This is a genomic window from Arthrobacter sp. sptzw32 (genome assembly GCF_059089735.1).
Genome location: NZ_JBNHEZ010000001.1, coordinates 655,537 through 675,506 on the forward strand (window position 1 = coordinate 655,537; position 19,970 = coordinate 675,506).

Here is a 19,970-nt window from a genome sequence, read left to right on the forward strand (position 1 = left end):
CGTAAATTTCCCCGTCCGCCCGGCGCGGTCTCGAATGTGCGCACGCAATCCAGGTCTCAGGGAGTTCCATGAACGCCGTCCAGAGGTTCATCAGAAGCAGAGTGCTGCTGTTGACCGCGGCCATCTTGATCGCAGCCATGTGCTTGTCGGTCCTCGTCCAAAGCCAGTCACAAGCCGCGCTCAGCCGGACGGTGGATGAAAATTCGCGGGGGCTCTACGACATCCTGGTCCAGGCAAAGGCGCCGACGGGTGCGCTGCTGCAGCCGGAAATCGCCAACGGCACCGGCGGCATCAGCTTCGAACAACTCGAAGCCATCCGGAAGCTGTCCGGGACCTCGGTGGCAGCGCCTATCAGCCTCGTGTCGCGGGTGACGCAGAACCTCGAGGCGCCGCGGCTGGAAGCCATGGACTACCTGGGCTACAACGCCGGGCTTGCCGGCACCGCGACGGCCGACCAGGCTGCCGGCGCCACCGCGCCGGCCGATTGGCCTGCGGCCGAGTCTGTCCTCAGCGATAAGGCGAAGAAGTACCGCCTGACTGCCAGTGCCGTCAGTTCCGACGGTGTTTCGGAACAGACGCTGTTCAAGTCCACTGCCGAAGGGACGCTGGGCAAAGCGAAACTCGTCGAGGAACGGGCCGCCGGGGGGAGCAGCATCCGCATTGCCGCTCCCGAAGGCGAAACGGGCGTCAAGTTCCCTGCCCCGGCCGGCGGATCCGAACACAACCTGTTCAACGTATCCGTGTCGCTGCCCCTGGCCCCGGAGGTCACCGAATCCGTCGTTGCCGTCGATCCCGCTGCCGAGCGGGCCCTCCTTGGTTCCGCCGGCGACTTCCTCGCCCCGCTGGAAAAGGCCCCGCCCGCCGACGCGCGTGATGCTGGAGCCATCGGCCGCTACTTCGAAGGACTCTTCACCAACGGCATTGGCCTGGACGAGTTGGAAGAAGGCCCGGACTTCCTGGGTGTGAAGCTCAAGTACTGGGCGCCCCTGATGACGCAGTACCAGCAGGCCAAGCGCACCGGCCAGCTGACCGCCGATTCCCAGGCCATTCCCCTCATTGTGCGTTCGGGCACGTCCCTGGACCTGAAGTACAACGTCAAGATTGAGGAAATCGACGACGCGGGCAAGGTGGTCCAGGACGTCGGAACCGTCTCGCAGTCACTGGACCAGGACTACCTGCCGTTTGTTTCGAAAGACCCCTTCGTTCTCGCCTGGCCCGGCTCCACAGACCACTCCTCCGTTCTTGGCGCCACCGGCAACTTCAACCAGGGGCTCTACACTCCCGCGAAGTGGAGCACCGACTTCGCGGCCGCCCCTAAGTACACTGACGGCGGCACCGCAGCAAATGGCGCCGTCGACAAGAACGCAGTCCCGGGCGAGTGGGTCACTGTCAACCGGCTGCCCGAAAAGAGCGCCAACGGCACCCCGGTGGACCAGACCCAGCGCGAGCCGGTGGACGAACGCTCCTACCGGGAGAACCTGGAGACGGGGGAGCAGAAGGCGGCAGCCCCGCTCGCCATGGTTTACGGAACCTTCGATCCTTCCGCAGTGGCAGCGGCCGCCGGTGACGTCAACAAGCTTCCGTTGGGTGGCTACGACCCCGCTCCCTTCACCCTGGTCAAGGACGCCGAGGGCAAGGACGTCGCCGCTGCCGGGCTCAAGCCGTCCCTGAGCGCCACCGGGCTGGCCAGCCAGTCCGCCGGTGCCATCACCGACTACTACGGGCTCGCCGCTGCGCGCGGCTACAAGGAAAACGCAGCAGTCATCGACGCCGTCCGCGTCCGCGCCGATGCACCCGGCAGCTGGAAGGAAGCCCAGCCGGACGTTGAAAAGCTGGCCACCGAGATCCGCGGGATGGGACTGGAGGCCACCATCGTTGCCGGGTCCGCCCGCGAGGAAACCGGCATCTTCGTTCCCGGCTACTCAAAGGACGACGCCGGCAAGGAATCCGACCTGGGCACCGTGCAGCAGTCATGGGTCAGGCAGAACGCGGCAGACGCCGTGACAGGTTCGCTTTCCGGAACAAACATCACGCTGCTCTTCCTGACGCTGTGCGGGGCTGCCCTCCTCACCGGTGCCTCCACCGTGAGCTACATCCGCAAGCGCCGGAACGAAGCGGGAACACTGCGCGCCATGGGCTGGACCCAGCGCCGCATCCGCAGCTGGGTGCTGGAGGAGTTCGGTGTGGGTGCGGTGCTGCTTGCCGTGGCAGGCCTCGTCTTGAGCCTGGTCAGCTGGAGCCTCACAACAGCCCTCGTGTGCGTTGCCGTCCTGGTCCTGTACGCCGGTGCTGCATTCTTCGCAGCCCGGCAGCTGCGCCACCGCGACGTCATCGACCAGGAACCGCAGCACGACGAGCGCCTTATTCCGGTGGACTCACCGCTGACCTTCGCGAACCGCCAGCTGGGCACCAACAAGTTCAACACCCTTGCCCTGGCCGTTGCCGTCGGAGTCTTCGGTGCCGCCGTGGGCGGACTGATCGCCCTGCTGATCGACATCCCCCGCGCTGCCGGCGCCAGTGCACTGAGCGGGCTCGCTGCTGCCAGCGTGGCGCTGCCGAGCATCCTCCTTGCCCTCGCAGGCGTGGTGGTGGGACTCGTCCTGACCCTGGTGACCGGGCGCTTTGAGCTTCACGCCAAGCGGCAGTACCTGGGCATCCTCGAAGCCATGGGGTGGAACCCGGACATGCTCCGCCAGGTCCGGCTTTTCGAGAACGCGCTGGTGGGAAGCGTGGCATTGCCCCTGGGCGTGCTGGGCGCCCTCGGCATTGGCCTGCTGCTGGCCCCCTATGCCGCGCTGTGGGCAGGCGTAGCCGGCCTCGTGGCTGTACTTTGCTGGATACCGATTGCAACGAAAGTGGTCCAATGACAAACCAGACCAATGTCCAGCGGAGCCGCAGGAGCGGCTCCGGCGACGTCCCCCTGCAGACGCGCGCCAACACCATCGTCAAAGAAGCTGACCACGAAACGCCGCTGGAACTGAGCGACATCACCATCCGCTACGGCGGCGGCAAGGGCGGGGCCGAGGCAGTCAGCGTAGTGGAAGGCTTCGACCTCACGCTGCACGCGGGTGAGATGCACTGCGTCGCCGGCCGAAGCGGCTCCGGAAAGACCAGCATCCTGACGGTCGGCGCGGGCCTGACCCTGCCGACGTCGGGCCGTGTCTTCTGGGAAGGTGATTCCCTTGAGAGCATGGGAGACGACGAAATTGCCGACCGCCGTCGAGCACTCATCGGGTACGTGGACCAGGGCGGTGCGCTCATCGACGGAATGAGCGCACTGGAGAACGTGCTCCTGCCGGCTGTACCGGACGGGGAAGTGGAACAGCGCCGCGACATGGCAAAGGACCTATTGGACCTCGTGGGCCTGGGCCGCCGCATGCGGCACCGCCCCGCCCAGCTGTCCGGCGGCGAACGCCAGCGCGTCGCGATCGCCCGTGCCCTGATCCTGGGCACCCGGGTCCTGGTGGTGGACGAACCTACGGCGAGCCTGGACCGTGCCTCGGCAAACCGCATCATCAGCATCCTGAAGGACACCACCTCGGACGGCATAGCAGTCCTGGTGGCTTCGCACGACCACGAACTCGTCCGGCTCAGCGACTCCCTGACCGAACTGATCTAGCCTGTCCCTCCGCACCGAAGGTAACGTCCACCCGTGACTGCTTCACAGAAAACGCCGTTCTACATCACCACGGCCATCACCTACCCCAACGGGGTGCCCCATATCGGCCACGCCTATGAGTACATCGCCACGGACGCCATGGCGCGCTTCAAGCGGCTTGACGGGTATGACGTGATGTTCCTGACCGGCACCGACGAGCACGGGATGAAGATCGCCCAAACCGCCGAAAAGGAAGGCATCACGCCCAAGCAGCTGGTGGACCGGAACGTCGAGGTCTTCAAGGCGGCACATGCGGCCCTGGACATCTCGTACGACCGTTTCATCCGCACCACGGACGAGGACCACTACGCTGCCTCGCAGGCCATCTGGAAAAAGATGGAAGCCAACGGGGACATCTACCTCTCCAAATACGAGGGCTGGTACTCCGTACGCGACGAGGCCTTCTACGTCGAGGACGACACCGTGGTCAAGGACGACGGCGTGCGCTACTCGAAGGAGACGGACACCGAGGTGACCTGGACGGCCGAGGAGAGCTACTTCTTCCGGCTTTCCGCCTACCAGGACAAGCTGCTGGCCCTCTACGAGGCCCAGCCCGGGTTCGGTGCCCCGCAGTACCGGTTCAATGAGGTCATCAGCTTCGTCAAGCGCGGCCTGGAGGACCTTTCCATCAGCCGCACCACCTTCGACTGGGGCGTACCGGTCCCGGGCAACGACAAACACGTCATGTACGTATGGGTGGACGCCCTGACCAACTACCTCACCGGCGTGGGCTACCCCGACGTCGATTCAGAAAAGTTCCGTAGGTACTGGCCGGCGGATGTCCACGTTATTGGCAAGGACATTTCCCGGTTCCACGCCATCTACTGGCCCGCCTTCCTGATGAGCGCAGGCCTCGCCCTGCCCAAGCGGGTCATGATCCACGGATTCCTCCACAACAACGGCGTCAAAATGTCCAAGTCGCTGGGGAACGTGGTGGCCCCGGCAGACTTCGTGGAGCAGTACGGCCTTGACCAGGTACGTTTCTTCTTCCTGCGGGAAGTGCCCTTCGGCGCGGACGGCAGCTACAACCACGACGCAATCGTCGGCCGCATGAACGCTGACCTCGCAAACAACTTTGGCAACCTTGCACAGCGCTCACTGTCCATGGTGGCCAAGAACTGCGGGGGCAAGGTGCCTGTCCCGGGCGCGTTCACCGCTGAGGACGACGCCATCCTGGCGCAGGCCGGTGGCCTCCTTGACGTTTCGCGGGCAGCGTTCGAGAAGCAGGAATTTAGCCGTGCCCTCGAAGCGGTCTGGGCCGTCCTGGGCGACACCAACGCCTACTTCGCCGAGCAGGCGCCGTGGGTGCTGCGGAAAACCGACGTCGAACGCATGAACACCGTGCTGTACGTGACGCTGGAAGTCCTGCGGATCGTGGCCATTCTTGCGCAGCCGGTCATGCCCGCCGCCACAGCGGCGCTCCTTGCCAGCCTCGGCCAGCCGGAAGGGGAGGCCCGCCAGTTCTCCGACATCGGCACGCCGATCAAAGCGGGGACGGACCTGCCGGCACCTTCGCCGGTGTTCCCCAAGTACGAGGAGCCCGCGGGCGCGTAGGCCGCTGGGACGCGCTCTCACTCAATCCGGGTTTTCCGCGGACGCCCTGTCACCCCTGAATCGCCGGTGAGAGAGCGTCCGCTGTTTTCCTGCAGTAAGTGAGAGAGCGTCGCCTCAGCGTTTCGAATAATGAGACAGCTTGACCAGCATATGGATGTCTTGGCTACGCTGAAAGCATGAGCGCATCCTCCATCGATCTTGCAATTATTCCCGGCGACGGCATTGGCCCGGAGGTCATTGCAGAAGCACTTAAGGTGTTGGAGAAGGCTGCCGCGTCGGAGGGCGTCGAGCTCAAGCAGACCCACTACAAGCTCGGCGCAGAGCACTGGCTGGCAACCGGCGAAACCCTGCCGGACCATGTCCTGGCCGATCTGCGCACCAGGGATGCGATCCTGTTCGGTGCCGTTGGAGCTGCCCCCGGCGATACCCGGATCCCCTCCGGCATCATCGAGCGCGAGATGCTGCTCAAGCTCCGCTTCAGCCTGGACCACTACGTCAACCTGCGGCCGTCCCGGCTTTACGGCACTGTCGGCAGCCCACTGGCCAACCCCGGCGTCATTGACTTCATCGTGGTCCGCGAAGGCACCGAAGGCCCCTACGTCGGCAACGGCGGCACGCTCCGTGCAGGAACCCCCCATGAGGTGGCCACGGAAGTCTCGCTGAACACCGCCCACGGTGTTGAACGCGTTGTCCGCGACGCCTTCCGCCGCGCCAGTGCCAGGGAGCGGAAGCACGTCACCCTGGTCCACAAGCACAACGTCCTGGTCTACGCAGGCCACCTCTGGAAGCGCACGGTGGAGGCCGTGGCACAGGAGTTCCCGGAGGTTACGCACGACTACCTGCACGTGGATGCCGCGACGATCTTTATGGTCACCGACCCTTCCCGCTTTGACGTGATCGTCACCGACAACCTCTTCGGCGACATCCTGACGGACCTCGCCGCAGCCGTCACCGGCGGCATCGGCCTGGCAGCTTCCGGGAACATCAACATGGACCGCACCGCACCGTCCATGTTTGAACCCGTCCACGGGTCAGCTCCGGACATCGCCGGCCAGGGCAAGGCCGACCCCACCGCGGCCATCCTGTCTGCGGCGCTCCTGCTGGACCACCTTGGCTACACCCGCGCGGCCCGCAGGATCGAGGCTGCGGTGGTTGCCGACGTCGAGAAGCGCGACGGCGGTGCCCGCACCACCAGTGCCGTCGGCGACGCCATCGCCGCCGGTCTCTGACCGCGCCAGGGCTTCCGGCATCGGGCGTAAGCTTGTCTCGAATCACCAAATGCTGCCTTGCCTTTCAACGCTGAAATGCCAGGCGGCCGATCGTGGAGGAACCATGACTCAGACCGCCCATGGCGTCGAATTCAGCCAGCAGCCCTCGGCCAACCCGAAGTCTGCTGAAGAGCGTGCAGCAATCCTGGCCAACCCGGGATTCGGCAACCACTTCACCGACCACACCGCCATCGTTGACTACGTCGTGGACGAGAACGGCAACGGCGGCTGGCACAATGCCCGCGTGGAGGCGTACGGCCCCATTTCCCTTGACCCGTCAGCTGCGGTGCTGCACTACGGCCAGGAAATCTTCGAAGGGCTGAAGGCCTACCGCCACGCCGACGGCTCCATCTGGTCCTTCCGTCCCGAGGCCAACGCTGCCCGCCTTAATAAGTCCGCCCGCCGGCTTGCGCTGCCCGAACTGCCGGCAGAGTACTTCCTTGGCGCCATCCGCGAACTCGTCTCAGCCGATAAGGAATGGGTGCCCAGCGGCGACGGCGAAGCCCTCTACCTGCGGCCGTTCATGATCGCCACCGAAGCCTTCCTGGGCGTACGGGCTGCGCGGGAGGTTTCCTTCCGGGTCATCGCCTCGCCGGCCGGCAACTACTTCGGCGGCGAACTGAAGCCCGTTTCCATCTGGATTTCCCGGGAGTACGCCCGCGCGGGCCGCGGCGGAACCGGTGATGCAAAATGCGGGGGCAACTACGCCGCTTCGCTCATCGCCCAGCAGGAAGCCGAAGCCAACGGCTGCAAGCAGGTCCTCTTTCTGGACCAGTTCAACGACAACGCGGTCGAAGAACTTGGCGGCATGAACGTCTTCTTCGTCATGAAGGACGGCTCACTGGTGACGCCTGCGCTGACCGGGACCATCCTCGAAGGCATCACCCGGATGTCGGTTATTCAGGTGGCCAAGGACATGGGCCGTGACGTCGCCGAGCGCAAGATCACGCTGGACGAGTGGCGGGCGGGTGTTGCCTCAGGCGATATCGCGGAGGTCTTTGCCTGTGGCACCGCCGCCGTCATCACCCCGATCGGGGTCCTCAAGGACGCCACCGAGTTCATCGGCTCCGACGATGCAAAAGCGGGCGAGACCACCATGGCCATCCGCGAAAAACTGCTGGGCATCCAGACCGGAACGGTTCCCGACACGCACGGCTGGCTCACGCGCCTCGCGTAGGCCACCCTTTCAAGAACGTACGACGGCGCCTGCCGGGCTTCTGCCCGGCAGGCGCCTTTGCACTGTGCTGCTCTGGTCCCGCGGAAGAAATCAGCGGCGCGCGGCCTTCCAGGCGGCGTTTTTCAAGGCCTTCCGGGACACAGGCTTGAGGGCCTTCCGCTCTGCTTCTTCGGCCAGTGCTCGGTTGCGGCGGGCGTCGATGATGTCATTCCACAAAGCGGTGGCGAAAGCTCCGCCGTCCTGGGCGTAGACGTCATAGGGGTAATCGGCGAATATGGACGGCGCAGTGCTTCCCGTGGGCAGGGCCTTGCCCGTTACTTCCGCGACGGCGTCGGAGACAGCCCAGGTCCGGGTCAGGTGCCTGGTCAGGTTGTCCTGGACAAAGGTATTCGCGTCACTCGCTGCCGCGGCGCGTTTCAGGAGAGCATCCAATTCCCCGGCGACGGAACGGGCGGCCGCTTCTTCCACCGCCTCTGAACCTGACGCAAGGTCCTTGGCGTAAGCGTCGACTACCTCGCGCCAATCGCTGGTCTCGCGGAACTTCTTCCACGTGGGAAACCACACAATGCTGCCCGTAGCGTGGTTGTGGATGTGCTGGAGTCCGCTGTTCTTCTCGGTTGCCGCGTGGTCGTGGCCGGCGGCGTCAGCTTCGGCGAGGAGATCTGCAAGCGTGGTGGTGCTCATGGTGTCTAGTTCCGGCTTCCTTGTGGACATCAGGTGGTCTTCACTGGTGCTCAACCCGGTTCGCCGTCAGTTCTATTCCACCGCGCAGAAGGGCAACCGGCGCGTGCCGGTGGAAGGATGGGGTGGTGACTTCAGCTTCCGGCCCCGTCCTCCAGCGCAGCTCGGCCCTGACGCAGTTCATCCTGGCACCCAACCCGGGCCCCATGAGCCTGGAGGGCACCAACTCCTACGTGCTGCGTGCGGCCGGCAGTCCCGGCACCGTAGTAGTGGACCCCGGCCCGCTGGATGAGGAGCACCTCCGGGCGCTTGCCGGTACCGGCCCTGTTGAACTGATCCTCATCACCCACCGGCACACCGACCACACTGCAGGTTCCGCGCGCCTGCATCAGCTGACCGGCGCTCCTGTCCGTGCCGCAGATCCCGACCATTGCCTCGGCGCCGGAAACCCCCTGCAGGACGGTGAGGCGATCCGGATGGCAGGCATGGACGTCATGGTAACGGCGACACCCGGACACACATCCGATTCGGTGTGCTTCCACCTTCCCGCCGACGGCCCAAACGGTTCAGTACTGACGGGGGACACCATCCTCGGCCGCGGCACCACCATGATCGACTACCCGGACGGGACCATCGGTGATTACTTGGCCGCCCTGGACAGGCTGGAATTGCTGGGGCCGGCCACCGTCCTGCCGGCCCACGGTCCGGTGCTGCCGTCCCTGGCCACCGTCGTGCGGGACTACCGCATCCATCGCCTCGAACGGCTGGCGCAGGTCCGGACGGCACTGGACCAACTGGGCCCGGACGCACCGGCCGGTGACGTCACGGATGTTGTCTACGCCGGCGTCGACCCTTCCGTGCGGCGCGCTGCCGCTGCGTCGGTTGCGGCACAGCTTCACTACCTGCGGGCGGAGCGGGCCGGCGGTAGCCAGGACCCAGGCAGCCTTGGCGGGACGGTAGGGTAGGAGCCATGCGTATTGCCAGGTTTGTTGTCGATTCTGATCCCCTGTACGGCGTGGTGGAAGGTGAAACGGGCAGCGAGGAGATCACTGTCATTCACGGAGACCCTTTCTTCAACGGGGTGGAGCGCACCTCTGTGCGCCACAAGCTCGAAGACGTCCGGCTGCTTGCCCCGATCATTCCCCGCAGCAAGGTGGTTGGCGTCGGCCGCAACTTCGTGGAGCACGCACACGAACTTGGCAACGAGGTTCCTGCCCAGCCGCTCCTGTTCCTGAAGCCCAACACCGCCGTCATTGGCCCCAACGATCCCGTCGTGCTGCCGGAGTTCTCTGAAGAAGTGTCCTTCGAAGCTGAACTGTGCGTGGTGATCGGCCGGATTTGCAAGGACGTGCCGGAGGAACGCGTGGACGATGTCATCTTTGGCTACACCTGCGGCAACGACCTCACAGCGCGGGACGTCCAGAAGAGCGACCTGCAGTGGACCCGTGCCAAGGGCTTCGACACCTCGGCGCCCCTTGGCCCATGGATTGAGACCGAACTTGATCCGGACGATGTACAGATCCAGTCCCGGCTGAACGGAGAGCTGCGGCAGGACGGCAGCACCAGCCAGATGATCAGGGGCGTACGGGAACTTGTGTCTGTGGTCTCCCAGGCGTTCACCCTGCTGCCGGGCGACGTCATCATGACCGGGACGCCGGCCGGCGTGGGCCTGGTGAGCGCGGGTGACCGCATCGAGGTGGAGATCGAGGGCATCGGCCGCTTGTCCAACCCCATAGTCCGCCGCTGACTTTTCTCCGCCGTGACCCCTGGCGGCAGACGGTAAAGTTGAAGCCACTATGACTACTGCTGCTGCACCGAATGCTGCCTCCATCCCGCCCGTCACCGCGGACACTCCCGTCCGGGTCCGTTTTTGCCCCTCGCCCACGGGCACGCCCCACGTCGGACTGATCCGCACGGCCCTGTTCAACTGGGCCTATGCCCGGCACACCAAGGGCACCATGGTGTTCAGGATCGAGGACACGGATTCCGCGCGCGACAGCGAGGAAAGCTACCACCAGCTGCTGGACGCGCTGAAGTGGCTGGGCATCGACTGGGACGAGGGCGTGGAAGTCGGGGGGCCGCATGAGCCCTACCGGCAGTCGCAGCGGAGCGATATCTACCAGGACGTCATTGGCCGGCTCCGGGAGGGCGGCTTCGTCTACGAGTCCTACTCCACCCCGGATGAGATCGAGGCGCGGCACCGTGCGGCGGGCCGCGACCCGAAGCTCGGCTACGACGGCTTTGACCGCCACCTGACGGAGGAGCAGCTCGCCCAGTTCAAGGCCGAAGGCCGCGAAGCCGTCCTTCGCCTGCGGATGCCGGACGAGGACATCACGTTCAACGACCTGGTCCGCGGTGAGATCACCTTCCGTGCGGGATCCGTCCCGGACTTCGCGGTGGTCCGCGCCAACGGAGCGCCCCTTTACACGCTGGTAAACCCGGTTGACGACGCCCTGATGGGCATCACCCATATCCTCCGCGGCGAGGACCTGCTCAGTTCGACTCCGCGCCAGATTGCCCTCTACCGGGCTTTGCACGCGGTCGGCGTGGCAAAGTACATGCCGGAGTTTGGCCACCTGCCGTATGTCATGGGACAGGGCAACAAAAAGCTCTCCAAGCGCGACCCCGAATCCAGCCTGTTCCTGCACCGGGAGCGGGGCTTCATCCCCGAGGGCCTGCTGAACTACCTGTCACTGCTGGGCTGGTCGCTCAGCGCGGACGAGGACATTTTCACGGTGCAACAGCTGGTGGAGCACTTCGACATCCATGACGTGCTGGGCAACCCCGCCCGCTTCGACCTGAAAAAGGCCGAGGCGATCAATGGGACGCATGTCCGCATGCTTTCCCCGGAAGTTTTCCGGGAGCGCCTGGTTCCCTACCTCCGCGCAGCCGGCCTGGTGGGGGAAATCCTGACCGACCGGGAAGAGGAGATCCTCACCGAAGCCGCACCGCTGGTCCAGGAACGCATCACCCTGCTGGGGGAGGCGCCGGAGATGCTGGCGTTCCTCTTCAAGGCCGACGACGCCATCGACGTCGCCGCCGACGCCCGCAACGGACTTCCGGAAAACTTGCCCGAAGTACTCGACGCAGCCATCGCGGCGCTCGAACCGGTGGAGGAGTGGACCCTGGACAACATCCAGACCGCGCTGAAGCAGGCACTTGTTGAGGACCTCGGCATCAAACCCCGCCTGGCGTTCGGACCTGTGCGCACCGCAGTCTCCGGACGGCGGATCTCGCCACCGCTGTTCGAGTCCATGGTGATCCTGGGCAAGGAGTCCTCCCTCCGCCGGCTGCAGGCGTTCCGCGGCTGATGGAAGCTCCCAGCCGGGCAGGCGGCGCAGTGCTGGCCACGCCCTTCGGTACCGTCCGGGGAGTGCTCTTCGATATCGATGACACCCTGGTCGACCTCGAATACTCCATGACCACGGCTCTGCGGGAGGTCAGCGAACACCTCCTGCCGGGGCTTGACCAGGCCGGCTGGGAGCGGTTCGGGCGCATCTTCACGCACGAGACCACGCACTACTACGACCGCTACCTCGCCGGCGAACTGACGTTTAACGAACAGCGGCTGTTGCGCGGCCGGGCGGCATTGGGCCACTTCGGCCTTGAGCTCGGCGAGGGCGAGCAATCGCACCAGTGGCTCAGCGCCTACATCGAAAAACAGCCGGCCTACGTAAAGCCTTTCCCGGACGTGATTCCGCTCCTGGACCTCCTGGACACGGCCGGCATCCCTTACGGGGCCGTCAGCAACAACGTCCATGACTACCAGCGGGCCAAACTAGACGGCGCAGGACTCGGGCGGGTCCGGCGCCTGGTGGGAACGGACACCCTCGGCGTGGCTAAGCCCGATCCAGCCATTTACCTTGAGGGCGTCCGGCTCCTGGGCACCAACGCCGCCGACACCCTGTACGTAGGAGACAACCGCCTCCTCGACGCCGAGGGCTCGACGGCGGCAGGCCTCCTCGGTGTCTGGCTCAACCGGGCGGGGGAGCCCGCGGCGGGGTTCGAGGGCAACTCGGTCTCTTCCCTTGAAGGGTTAGTCGCGTAGCGGCGCCTTGTGCGGGCCGCCGCCACTCCGGCGGCCCGCACACCTTTCGGCGGCAGGGGCCGGAATGCCCGATTTGTGCGAGCCGGAAGTCTCGGGTAAAGTAATTTCTCGTGCTGAGGCGCACGGAGCAGGGTAAACGCCCTGAAAACCGGCCCGAAAGTATTATTGGGATATGGTGTAATTGGCAACACTACGGTTTCTGGTACCGTCATTCTAGGTTCGAGTCCTGGTATCCCAGCTCTGTTTGGAGCCCTGCACATGGGCCGAAAACAGAAGGTTTCGGACGGTCCGCCGATTTGAAACCACAGCGAAGTGTGTGAAACAATCACTGAGCTTGACCAGCGGAAACGTTGGTTGGAAGTACCGACAGTACACGGCCCCATCGTATAGCGGCCTAGTACGCCGCCCTCTCACGGCGGTAACGCGGGTTCGAATCCCGCTGGGGTCACCAGCAAGAATGGTCCCGGGCAAACGCCCGGGGCCATTTTTCTTTGCCCGGATGCTCACCTCCCCGCCCTGGCCCCCTTTTCCGGACAGCACATCGTGGGTTTCCCCGAGGTGTGCTGTTTGGGGGGCTTTGCGAAGGAACCCCACCAGCGCCGACCTGAACTGGCATGATGTTGCTGTGACCTACCGGAACGAGCAAGACCACCCGAACGATGCGCAGGCGGCCCCGCCGGCTTTGGCAGCAGTAACGCTGCTGGAAGAGGTCCGGGATGACCTTGCAGGCACGGCACTTCCGCTTGCGTTGCCGGACGCGGAGCAGGCGCGGCGTGATGCGGGCGGGGCGGTGGCGCAGCTCGACGACTACATCCTTCCCCGGTACCGCAGCCTTGATGCCCCGCTCCTGGCAGTGGTGGGCGGTTCCACAGGTGCGGGCAAGTCGACCCTCGTCAACGCCCTGGTTGGCCACCCCGTCACCCGGTCCGGCGCTATCCGGCCCACCACCCGCCAGCCCATCCTCCTGCACCACCCGTCCGAGGCCGCCTGGTTTGAAGGACAACGCGTCCTGCCAAGCCTCAGCCGGATCCGGGGCTACGCTGCCAGCAGCCCGGTGCCGGCAAGCAGGGCGGGAGCCGTGCCGGACGCCGGTGCAATGTCTTCCCTCGTCCTGGTGGCCGACCCCGCAGTTCCGGCCGGTATTGCCGTCCTGGACGCCCCGGACGTCGATTCAATTTCTGATGACAACCGCAAGCTGGCAGCGCAGCTCCTCGCCGCCGCCGATCTGTGGATCTTCGTCACCACCGCCAACCGCTACGCCGACGCCGTCCCCTGGAAACTGCTCCTAAACGCAGCTTCCAGGGACATCATGGTCGCGGTTGTCCTTGACCGGGTACCGCCAGGGGCGGAAACGGAAGTCAGCGAGGACCTGCGCGCCCTGCTGGACCGTGAGGGCCTGGGCGGGGCACAACTGTTCATTATCCCGGAAGCCCCCCTGGATCCGCTGGGCATGCTGCCGGCCGCCGCCGTCCTCCCGCTGCGGACATGGCTTGGCGCGCTGGCGGCGGATGCCGCCGGCCGTTCCGACATCGCCCGGCGCACGCTGAACGGGACTGTCCGGGCGCTGGCCGGCCGTGTGGCTGCCGTGGCCCAGGCCGCCCGGGAGCAGCAGGCCGCCGGGGACAGCCTCGAAGCCGCAGCGGTGGCGGCCTACCGTGATGCTGCCAACCGGATCCTCGAGGCCACCAGGGACGGAGCCCTGCTGCGGGGAGAAGTGCTTGCCCGCTGGCAGGACTTTGTGGGAACCGGCGAATTCTTCCGAACTCTGGAACAGAACGTCGGCCGGCTCCGGGACCGGTTGGGCGCCTTTTTCCGTGGTGAACCTGCCCCGGCCGTAACGGTTGAGGCAGCGATCGAGACGGGGCTGCAGGCTGTCATCGTCGACGAAGCCGCAAATGCCGCCGAGGACACAGACCAGCGCTGGCGGACTGACCCCGCCGGGCGCCAACTGCTGGGAACGGACGATCTTTCCGGCACTACGCCGGGCTTCGAGGACAGGACCGCGGCCGAGATCAGGGCCTGGCAGGAAGCGCTAATGGAACTGATCCGCACCGAAGGACAGGGAAAACGGACACAGGCGCGCTGGCTGTCCTTCGGTATCAATGGCCTGGGTGCTGCCCTGATGATCGTTGTGTTCTCGATGACTGCCGGACTGACAGGACTCGAAATCGGAGTGGCGGGCGGAACCGCCGTCGTTGGCCAGCGGCTGCTCGAAGCGGTTTTCGGCGAGGACGCCGTCCGTCGCATGGCCGAAAAAGCACGCGAGGACCTTCACGACCGCTGCCAGCGCCTGTTGCAGGATGAGCGGCAGAAGTTTCTTTCCCGGCTGCCCGAGCGCGATGAAAGCGCCCCGCAGACCCTTGCCGCGCACGCGGACGCACTGGTCCGTCTGGCGGACAACGCATGAGCCGCCACAGCGACACCCGCGAAGCGTCTCGGCTCGACCGCAGGCTTTCGGCCCTCAACGATGCCCGCGGGCTGGGCGAGGGCGTCCTTCCCGATGAGTCCCTCCAGGAAGTCTTCACCGTCCTCGAACGCGCCAGTTCACGGCGGTCGCTTTCGGCGGACCACACCGTGGTGGGGTTCTTCGGCGCCACCGGAAGCGGCAAGTCGTCCCTGTTCAATGCGGTCAGCGGAGCTGAGATTGCGACGGCGGCGGCGCGCCGGCCCACGACGTCCGAACCCCTGGCGGGGGTGTGGGGAGCTGAGGGCAGCGACCCCCTCCTCGATTGGCTGGAGGTCCGCAACCGGCACCACGCCGCAGCTGTGGAAGGGTTCGCTGATGAGGAGACGGGCCTGATCCTGCTGGATTTGCCCGACTTCGATTCCACCCGGGCAGCAAACCGCGAGGTGGTTCGGCGGATGGTGGGCCTGGTGGATGTCCTCGTCTGGGTGCTTGACCCCCAAAAGTACGCAGACGCCGCGGTGCACAATGACTTCCTGTCGCGTCTGGCCTCGCACGGCGCCGTCACGCTGGTGGTCCTCAATCAGGTGGACAGGCTTCCGGAGCGTGACGTGCAGCCCGTCCTGGAATCGCTGCGGGCCATCCTTGCCCGGGACGGACTGGCGAAGGTCCAGGTATTGGCGGCCTCGGCCCTGACCGGTGCAGGTGTGGACAAAGTCCGCACGGCCATCCGGAGCGTAGCTGTGAAGCGCAAGGCCCAGTCCGAACGGCTTGCTGCCGACATCACCAGGGCGTCAGCTGACCTGGCTGCGGTGTCCGGCGGGGGAGAAGCGGCAGGGGTCCGTTCGGCCGCAAAGGAACGCCTGGCCGATGAGCTCGCCGTAGCTGCCAACGTTCCCACGGTGGTCCGGGCGGTAAGCCAGTCTTACCGGCTTGAGTCAGTAAAGCGCACCGGTTGGCCGGTGACCAGGTGGCTGTCCCGGTTCCGGCCCGATCCGCTGCGGCGGCTCAACCTGCGAAGCGGGGCTCCGTCTGAGCTGAACCGGACCTCGCTGCCGCCGGCAGGAGCGCCGGAGCGCGCACGCACGGACGCAGCCGTCCGGGAGTTCGCCGACACCGCCAGTGCCGGCGCGCCGGGGCCGTGGCGTGCCGCCATCCGCGGAGCAGCCCGGGAGGGCAGGGAACGCCTTCCTGACGCGCTCGACCAGGCCATCGCCGGAACCGATCTTGCCGCGAACCGCAAGTCATGGTGGTGGGGCGTGTTCAACGTGGTGCAGTGGCTGGCGCTGCTGACGGCGCTGGGAGGCCTTGGCTGGCTCGCCGTTTTGGCCGTCCTCGGCTATTTCCAGATGCCCGTTCCGGAGGTGCCAAGGCTTGAAGGCTGGCCGCTGCCCACGCTGATGATCGCAGCCGGGGTGGTCCTGGGAGTCCTCCTGGCCATAACCGGCCGTTTTATTGCCGCTGCAGCTGCGGGTGCGCGTGCGGCGAAGGCGAGGAAACGGCTCAATGCTGCAGTGGCAGCGGTGGCACACGAACTTGTAGTGGAACCCGTGGAAGTGGAAGTCACCAGGCTTTCCGCCTTCAACGCCGCGCTGAAGACGGCCCGGGCCGGATAAGCGGGATATCCGCTGCGGCAAGGCCGGGTTGGAAGGCGGGAACCTCTTACTTGCCGGCGGCTGCCAGCTCCGCAGCCGCGTCCCGGACCCTGATGAGGGTACGCAGGTTCCGGGTTGTGGTGGAGGCTTTGAACCTGGGTTTGGCCGTGATGCTGCTGAAGGGGCTGGCCAGCGTTCCCCCCGCCGGCGCCAGCCAGGCCAGTGCCTCGGAACCCAACCTCGTCTGTTCCGCCCCCTCCAGGGCAGCCCCAGCGGAATCGAGTTCATCCAGCATCGCCTGGTCCGAGGAAAGCGTGATGTAGGTGTGGGTGCTTTTGTCATCGTCCGGGTACGGGCAAGCTGCCACGAGTTCGGCCAGCCGGGCTGCATCGAGCACCACCACCCAGGCGTCATAACCAAACGCATCGCGAAGGCACTTCTCGCACTCCCGCTTAACGGCAGCCGCATCCAGGCTGCTGGCCAGGACAACGTTCCCGCTGGCAAGCAGGGTACGGGCATCGGAAAACCCGGCACCCTTCAGCGCCTCCCGGACGTCCGCCATTTTGATATTGATGCCGCCAACGTTGATGCCGCGAAGAAACACTGCATAGCTGCCCATGGCGGAAATACTAGCCGCCGCCCATCAAAGCTCAGGCGGTCACTTGTCCTTGTTCCGGTTCAGTCGTTGTTCTTGCGCAGGGCCTCGGTGAGGATCCGGCCCGCGTTGCAGACCACTTCGGCATGCAGCCTGCCGGGCTGCCGCGTGAGGCGCTCGATTGGTCCGGAGATCGAAACAGCGGCGATGACCCTGCCTGACGGACCGCGCACCGGTGCGGAAACTGAGGCGACCCCCGGCTCGCGTTCGCCGAGGCTTTGTCCCCAGCCCCGCCGTCGTACGCCGGCCAGGACGGTGGGTGTGAAGCGGGCCGACTGCAGCCCTTCGAGCAGGCGGTCGTGGTCCTCCCACGCGAGGAGTACCTGGGCCGCGGATCCTGCCTTCATGGACAGCTGCGTTCCCACCGGGATGGTGTCGCGCAATCCGATGGGGCGCTCGGCGGAGGCGACGCAGACGCGCCAGTCGCCCTGCCGGCGGAAGATCTGCGCACTTTCGCCCGTGGCATCGCGCAGCTGCATCAACACCGGCCCGGCGGAAGCAATCAAACGGTCCTCGCCTGCAGCCGAGGCAAGTTCAACCAGCCGGCTTCCCAGGACGAATCGGCCCTGGATGTCCCGGCTCACCAGCCGGTGGTGCACGAGGGCAAGGGCAAGGCGGTGGACAGTGGGCCGTGCGAGCCCGGTGGCTGCCACCAGCTGCGCCAAAGTAGTGGGGCCGGCCTCGAGTGCATCAAGTACATGGGCCGCTTTATCAATGACACCGACTCCACTAGAATTGTCCATGTAATGATATTGCCGTCTCATTATCTGAGATGCAAATCTTTCGGCTGGCGCAGTGCGAAGGCGTACTGGTTCAGTGGACCTCAACAGCCAAACAGCAGTGAAGGGAGATGGCCATGGCAAACACATTGGCCGAGAAAGTCTGGGACGCCCACGTGGTGCGCAAGGGTGACGGCGACGGTGCCAATGCCCAGCCCGACCTTCTCTTCATCGACCTCCACCTTGTCCACGAGGTCACATCCCCGCAGGCTTTTGAGGGCCTCCGGCTGGCAGGCAGGAAACTGCGCCGGCCGGACCTGACCATCGCCACGGAGGACCACAACACTCCCACTCTGGACATTGACAAGCCTATCGCCGATCTCACCAGCCGCACCCAGATCCAGACGCTCCGCAACAACTGCGCCGAGTTCGGTGTCCGGCTCCACTCCCTGGGTGACGCCGAGCAGGGCATCGTGCACGTGGTGGGCCCGCAGTTGGGCCTCACCCAGCCGGGCATGACTGTTGTCTGCGGTGACTCCCACACCTCCACGCACGGCGCCTTCGGAGCGCTGGCCATGGGCATCGGAACCTCGGAGGTGGAGCACGTTATGGCCACCCAGACACTGTCGCTGAAGCCGTTCAAAACGATGGCCATCAACGTTGAGGGCACGCTGCGCTCCGGCGTCACGGCCAAGGACATCATCCTCGCCGTCATCGCCAAAATCGGCACCGGTGGCGGCCAGGGCTACGTCCTGGAGTACCGGGGCTCCGCAATCCGCGCGCTGTCCATGGACGCCCGCATGACCATCTGCAACATGTCCATCGAAGCCGGCGCGCGCGCCGGCATGGTGGCGCCGGACCAGACCACGTACGACTACATGAAGGGCCGCCCGCACGCCCCGGAAGGCGCTGACTGGGACGCCGCCGTCGAATACTGGAACACGCTCCGCTCCGACGACGACGCTGTCTTCGACGCGCAGGTGGACCTGGACGCCGACACGCTGGAACCGTTCGTCACCTGGGGCACCAATCCCGGGCAGGGCGTTTCGCTGTCTGAATCGGTGCCGTCCCCCGAGGACTTCGGCGATGAAAACGCGAAGGCCGCAGCCGAACGCGCCCTGCACTACATGGGACTCGAGGCCGGCACGCCCATGAAGGACATCCGGGTTGATACCGTCTTCCTTGGATCCTGCACCAACTCCCGCATGGAGGACCTGCGCGCCGCTGCAGACATCATCCGCGGGCGCCAAAAAGACCCGAACATCCGGATGCTGGTGGTGCCCGGATCGGCGCGGGTCCGGCTGGAGGCCGAGGCTGAGGGCCTGGACAGGGTCTTCAAGGACTTCGGGGCGGAGTGGCGCTTCGCAGGCTGCTCCATGTGCCTGGGCATGAACCCTGACCAGCTGGAAGTGGGGGAGCGCTGCGCCTCCACCTCCAACCGCAACTTCGAAGGGCGCCAGGGCAAGGGCGGCCGCACCCACTTGGTGTCGCCGGTGGTCGCCGCTGCCACAGCCATCCGTGGCACGCTCAGCTCGCCGTCGGACCTTGATCCGGCCCCTGAATCAGCCGCCACCCGCACGAACGCAGCCTAGGACACGCCATGGAAAAGTTCACCACCCACACCGGAATCGGCGTCCCGCTGCGCCAGAGCAACGTTGACACGGACCAGATCATCCCCGCTGTGTACCTCAAGCGCATCACCCGCACGGGCTTCGAGGACGCCCTGTTCTCAGCGTGGCGCAAGGACCCGGCGTTTATCCTGAACCAGGCGCCCTTCAGCGCCGGTTCGGTCCTGGTGGCCGGGCCGGATTTCGGTACAGGATCCTCCCGTGAGCACGCCGTTTGGGCCTTGAAGGACTATGGCTTCAAGACTGTGCTCTCCTCCCGGTTTGCCGACATCTTCCGGGGCAACTCCGGCAAGCAGGGACTGCTCGCCGCCGAAGTGGCCCAGGACGACATCGAATTGATCTGGAAAGAACTGGAGAACGCTCCCGGGACCGAAGTCACGGTGGACCTTGTGTCCAAAACGGTGGTCTGCGGTAACATCGTGGCACCCTTCGAAATCGACGACTACACGCGGTGGCGCCTGCTCGAAGGCCTGGACGACATCGGCCTGACACTCCAGCATGAGGCAGACATCACTGCCTACGAGGCGACCCGCCCTGCCTTCAAGCCGAAAACACTGCCGGCCCGCCTTTCCTGAGCCCGCCC

General features: G+C 65.6%; 16 protein-coding genes and 2 tRNA genes. 15 read left to right on the forward strand and 3 right to left on the reverse strand.

The window, feature by feature from the left end; all coding sequences use genetic code 11:
- Positions 1-68 precede the first annotated feature (68 nt).
- The 5 genes from AC5RVN_RS03145 to AC5RVN_RS03165 all read left to right on the forward strand — a co-directional run bounded on the left by AC5RVN_RS03145 (position 69) and on the right by AC5RVN_RS03165 (position 7,657).
- Positions 69-2,867, forward strand: coding sequence for an FtsX-like permease family protein (locus AC5RVN_RS03145; RefSeq protein WP_494039990.1), 2,799 nt, complete (start codon positions 69-71; stop codon positions 2,865-2,867).
- Entirely contained in the window at positions 2,864-3,619 is a 756-nt protein-coding gene (locus AC5RVN_RS03150; protein WP_494039989.1) for an ABC transporter ATP-binding protein, read from the forward strand. Before AC5RVN_RS03145 ends, AC5RVN_RS03150 begins: the two co-directional genes overlap by 4 nt.
- Before the next feature lie 33 nt (positions 3,620-3,652).
- A complete protein-coding gene (gene metG, locus AC5RVN_RS03155; protein WP_494137058.1) occupies positions 3,653-5,212 on the forward strand; it encodes a methionine--tRNA ligase in 1,560 nt (519 codons plus the stop codon).
- A gap of 176 nt (positions 5,213-5,388) precedes the next feature.
- Positions 5,389-6,441, forward strand: coding sequence for a 3-isopropylmalate dehydrogenase (locus tag AC5RVN_RS03160; protein ID WP_494039987.1), 1,053 nt, complete (start codon positions 5,389-5,391; stop codon positions 6,439-6,441).
- 103 nt (positions 6,442-6,544) lie between these two features.
- Positions 6,545-7,657 carry a branched-chain amino acid aminotransferase gene (locus AC5RVN_RS03165; protein ID WP_494137059.1) on the forward strand — a complete coding sequence of 371 codons (1,113 nt, stop codon included), beginning with the start codon at positions 6,545-6,547 and terminating at the stop codon, positions 7,655-7,657.
- A gap of 90 nt (positions 7,658-7,747) precedes the next feature.
- Here AC5RVN_RS03165 and AC5RVN_RS03170 read toward each other — a convergent pair whose 3' ends face one another.
- On the reverse strand, positions 7,748-8,341 hold the full coding sequence (locus AC5RVN_RS03170) for a hypothetical protein (RefSeq protein ID WP_494137060.1): 594 nt from the start codon (positions 8,339-8,341) through the stop codon (positions 7,748-7,750).
- 125 nt (positions 8,342-8,466) lie between these two features.
- On the opposite strand from AC5RVN_RS03170, the gene AC5RVN_RS03175 reads away from it, so the two are divergent.
- The 8 genes from AC5RVN_RS03175 to AC5RVN_RS03210 all read left to right on the forward strand — a co-directional run bounded on the left by AC5RVN_RS03175 (position 8,467) and on the right by AC5RVN_RS03210 (position 16,406).
- Positions 8,467-9,303: an MBL fold metallo-hydrolase gene (locus AC5RVN_RS03175; protein WP_494137061.1), complete on the forward strand. Its 837-nt coding sequence runs from the start codon at positions 8,467-8,469 to the stop codon at positions 9,301-9,303.
- 5 nt (positions 9,304-9,308) lie between these two features.
- A complete protein-coding gene (locus AC5RVN_RS03180) occupies positions 9,309-10,085 on the forward strand; it encodes a fumarylacetoacetate hydrolase family protein (protein WP_494137062.1) in 777 nt (258 codons plus the stop codon).
- 49 nt (positions 10,086-10,134) lie between these two features.
- A complete protein-coding gene (gltX, locus tag AC5RVN_RS03185; protein WP_494137063.1) occupies positions 10,135-11,649 on the forward strand; it encodes a glutamate--tRNA ligase in 1,515 nt (504 codons plus the stop codon).
- Entirely contained in the window at positions 11,649-12,386 is a 738-nt protein-coding gene (locus AC5RVN_RS03190) for an HAD family hydrolase (RefSeq protein ID WP_494137064.1), read from the forward strand. The genes gltX and AC5RVN_RS03190 overlap by 1 nt, the downstream gene beginning before the upstream one ends.
- Positions 12,387-12,552: 166 nt before the next feature.
- Positions 12,553-12,624, forward strand: a tRNA-Gln gene (locus AC5RVN_RS03195).
- Positions 12,625-12,761: 137 nt separating this feature from the next.
- Positions 12,762-12,837, forward strand: a tRNA-Glu gene (locus AC5RVN_RS03200).
- 174 nt (positions 12,838-13,011) lie between these two features.
- On the forward strand, positions 13,012-14,793 hold the full coding sequence (locus tag AC5RVN_RS03205; RefSeq protein ID WP_494106449.1) for a dynamin family protein: 1,782 nt from the start codon (positions 13,012-13,014) through the stop codon (positions 14,791-14,793).
- Positions 14,790-16,406 carry a GTPase gene (locus tag AC5RVN_RS03210; RefSeq protein ID WP_494137065.1) on the forward strand — a complete coding sequence of 539 codons (1,617 nt, stop codon included), beginning with the start codon at positions 14,790-14,792 and terminating at the stop codon, positions 16,404-16,406. The genes AC5RVN_RS03205 and AC5RVN_RS03210 overlap by 4 nt, the downstream gene beginning before the upstream one ends.
- A 46-nt stretch (positions 16,407-16,452) precedes the next feature.
- Here the strand turns inward: AC5RVN_RS03210 and AC5RVN_RS03215 are convergent, their stop codons facing one another.
- On the reverse strand, positions 16,453-17,004 hold the full coding sequence (locus AC5RVN_RS03215; RefSeq protein WP_494137066.1) for a DUF1697 domain-containing protein: 552 nt from the start codon (positions 17,002-17,004) through the stop codon (positions 16,453-16,455).
- 59 nt (positions 17,005-17,063) lie between these two features.
- Entirely contained in the window at positions 17,064-17,783 is a 720-nt protein-coding gene (locus tag AC5RVN_RS03220; protein WP_066292257.1) for an IclR family transcriptional regulator, read from the reverse strand.
- A 113-nt stretch (positions 17,784-17,896) separates the two neighbouring features.
- Here AC5RVN_RS03220 and leuC point away from each other — a divergent pair, with 113 nt between their 5' ends.
- Positions 17,897-19,351, forward strand: a complete 1,455-nt coding sequence (gene leuC / locus AC5RVN_RS03225) for a 3-isopropylmalate dehydratase large subunit (protein WP_494137067.1) — start codon at positions 17,897-17,899, stop codon at positions 19,349-19,351.
- A gap of 8 nt (positions 19,352-19,359) precedes the next feature.
- Entirely contained in the window at positions 19,360-19,962 is a 603-nt protein-coding gene (gene leuD / locus AC5RVN_RS03230) for a 3-isopropylmalate dehydratase small subunit (protein WP_494039976.1), read from the forward strand.
- Positions 19,963-19,970: the final 8 nt, after the last annotated feature.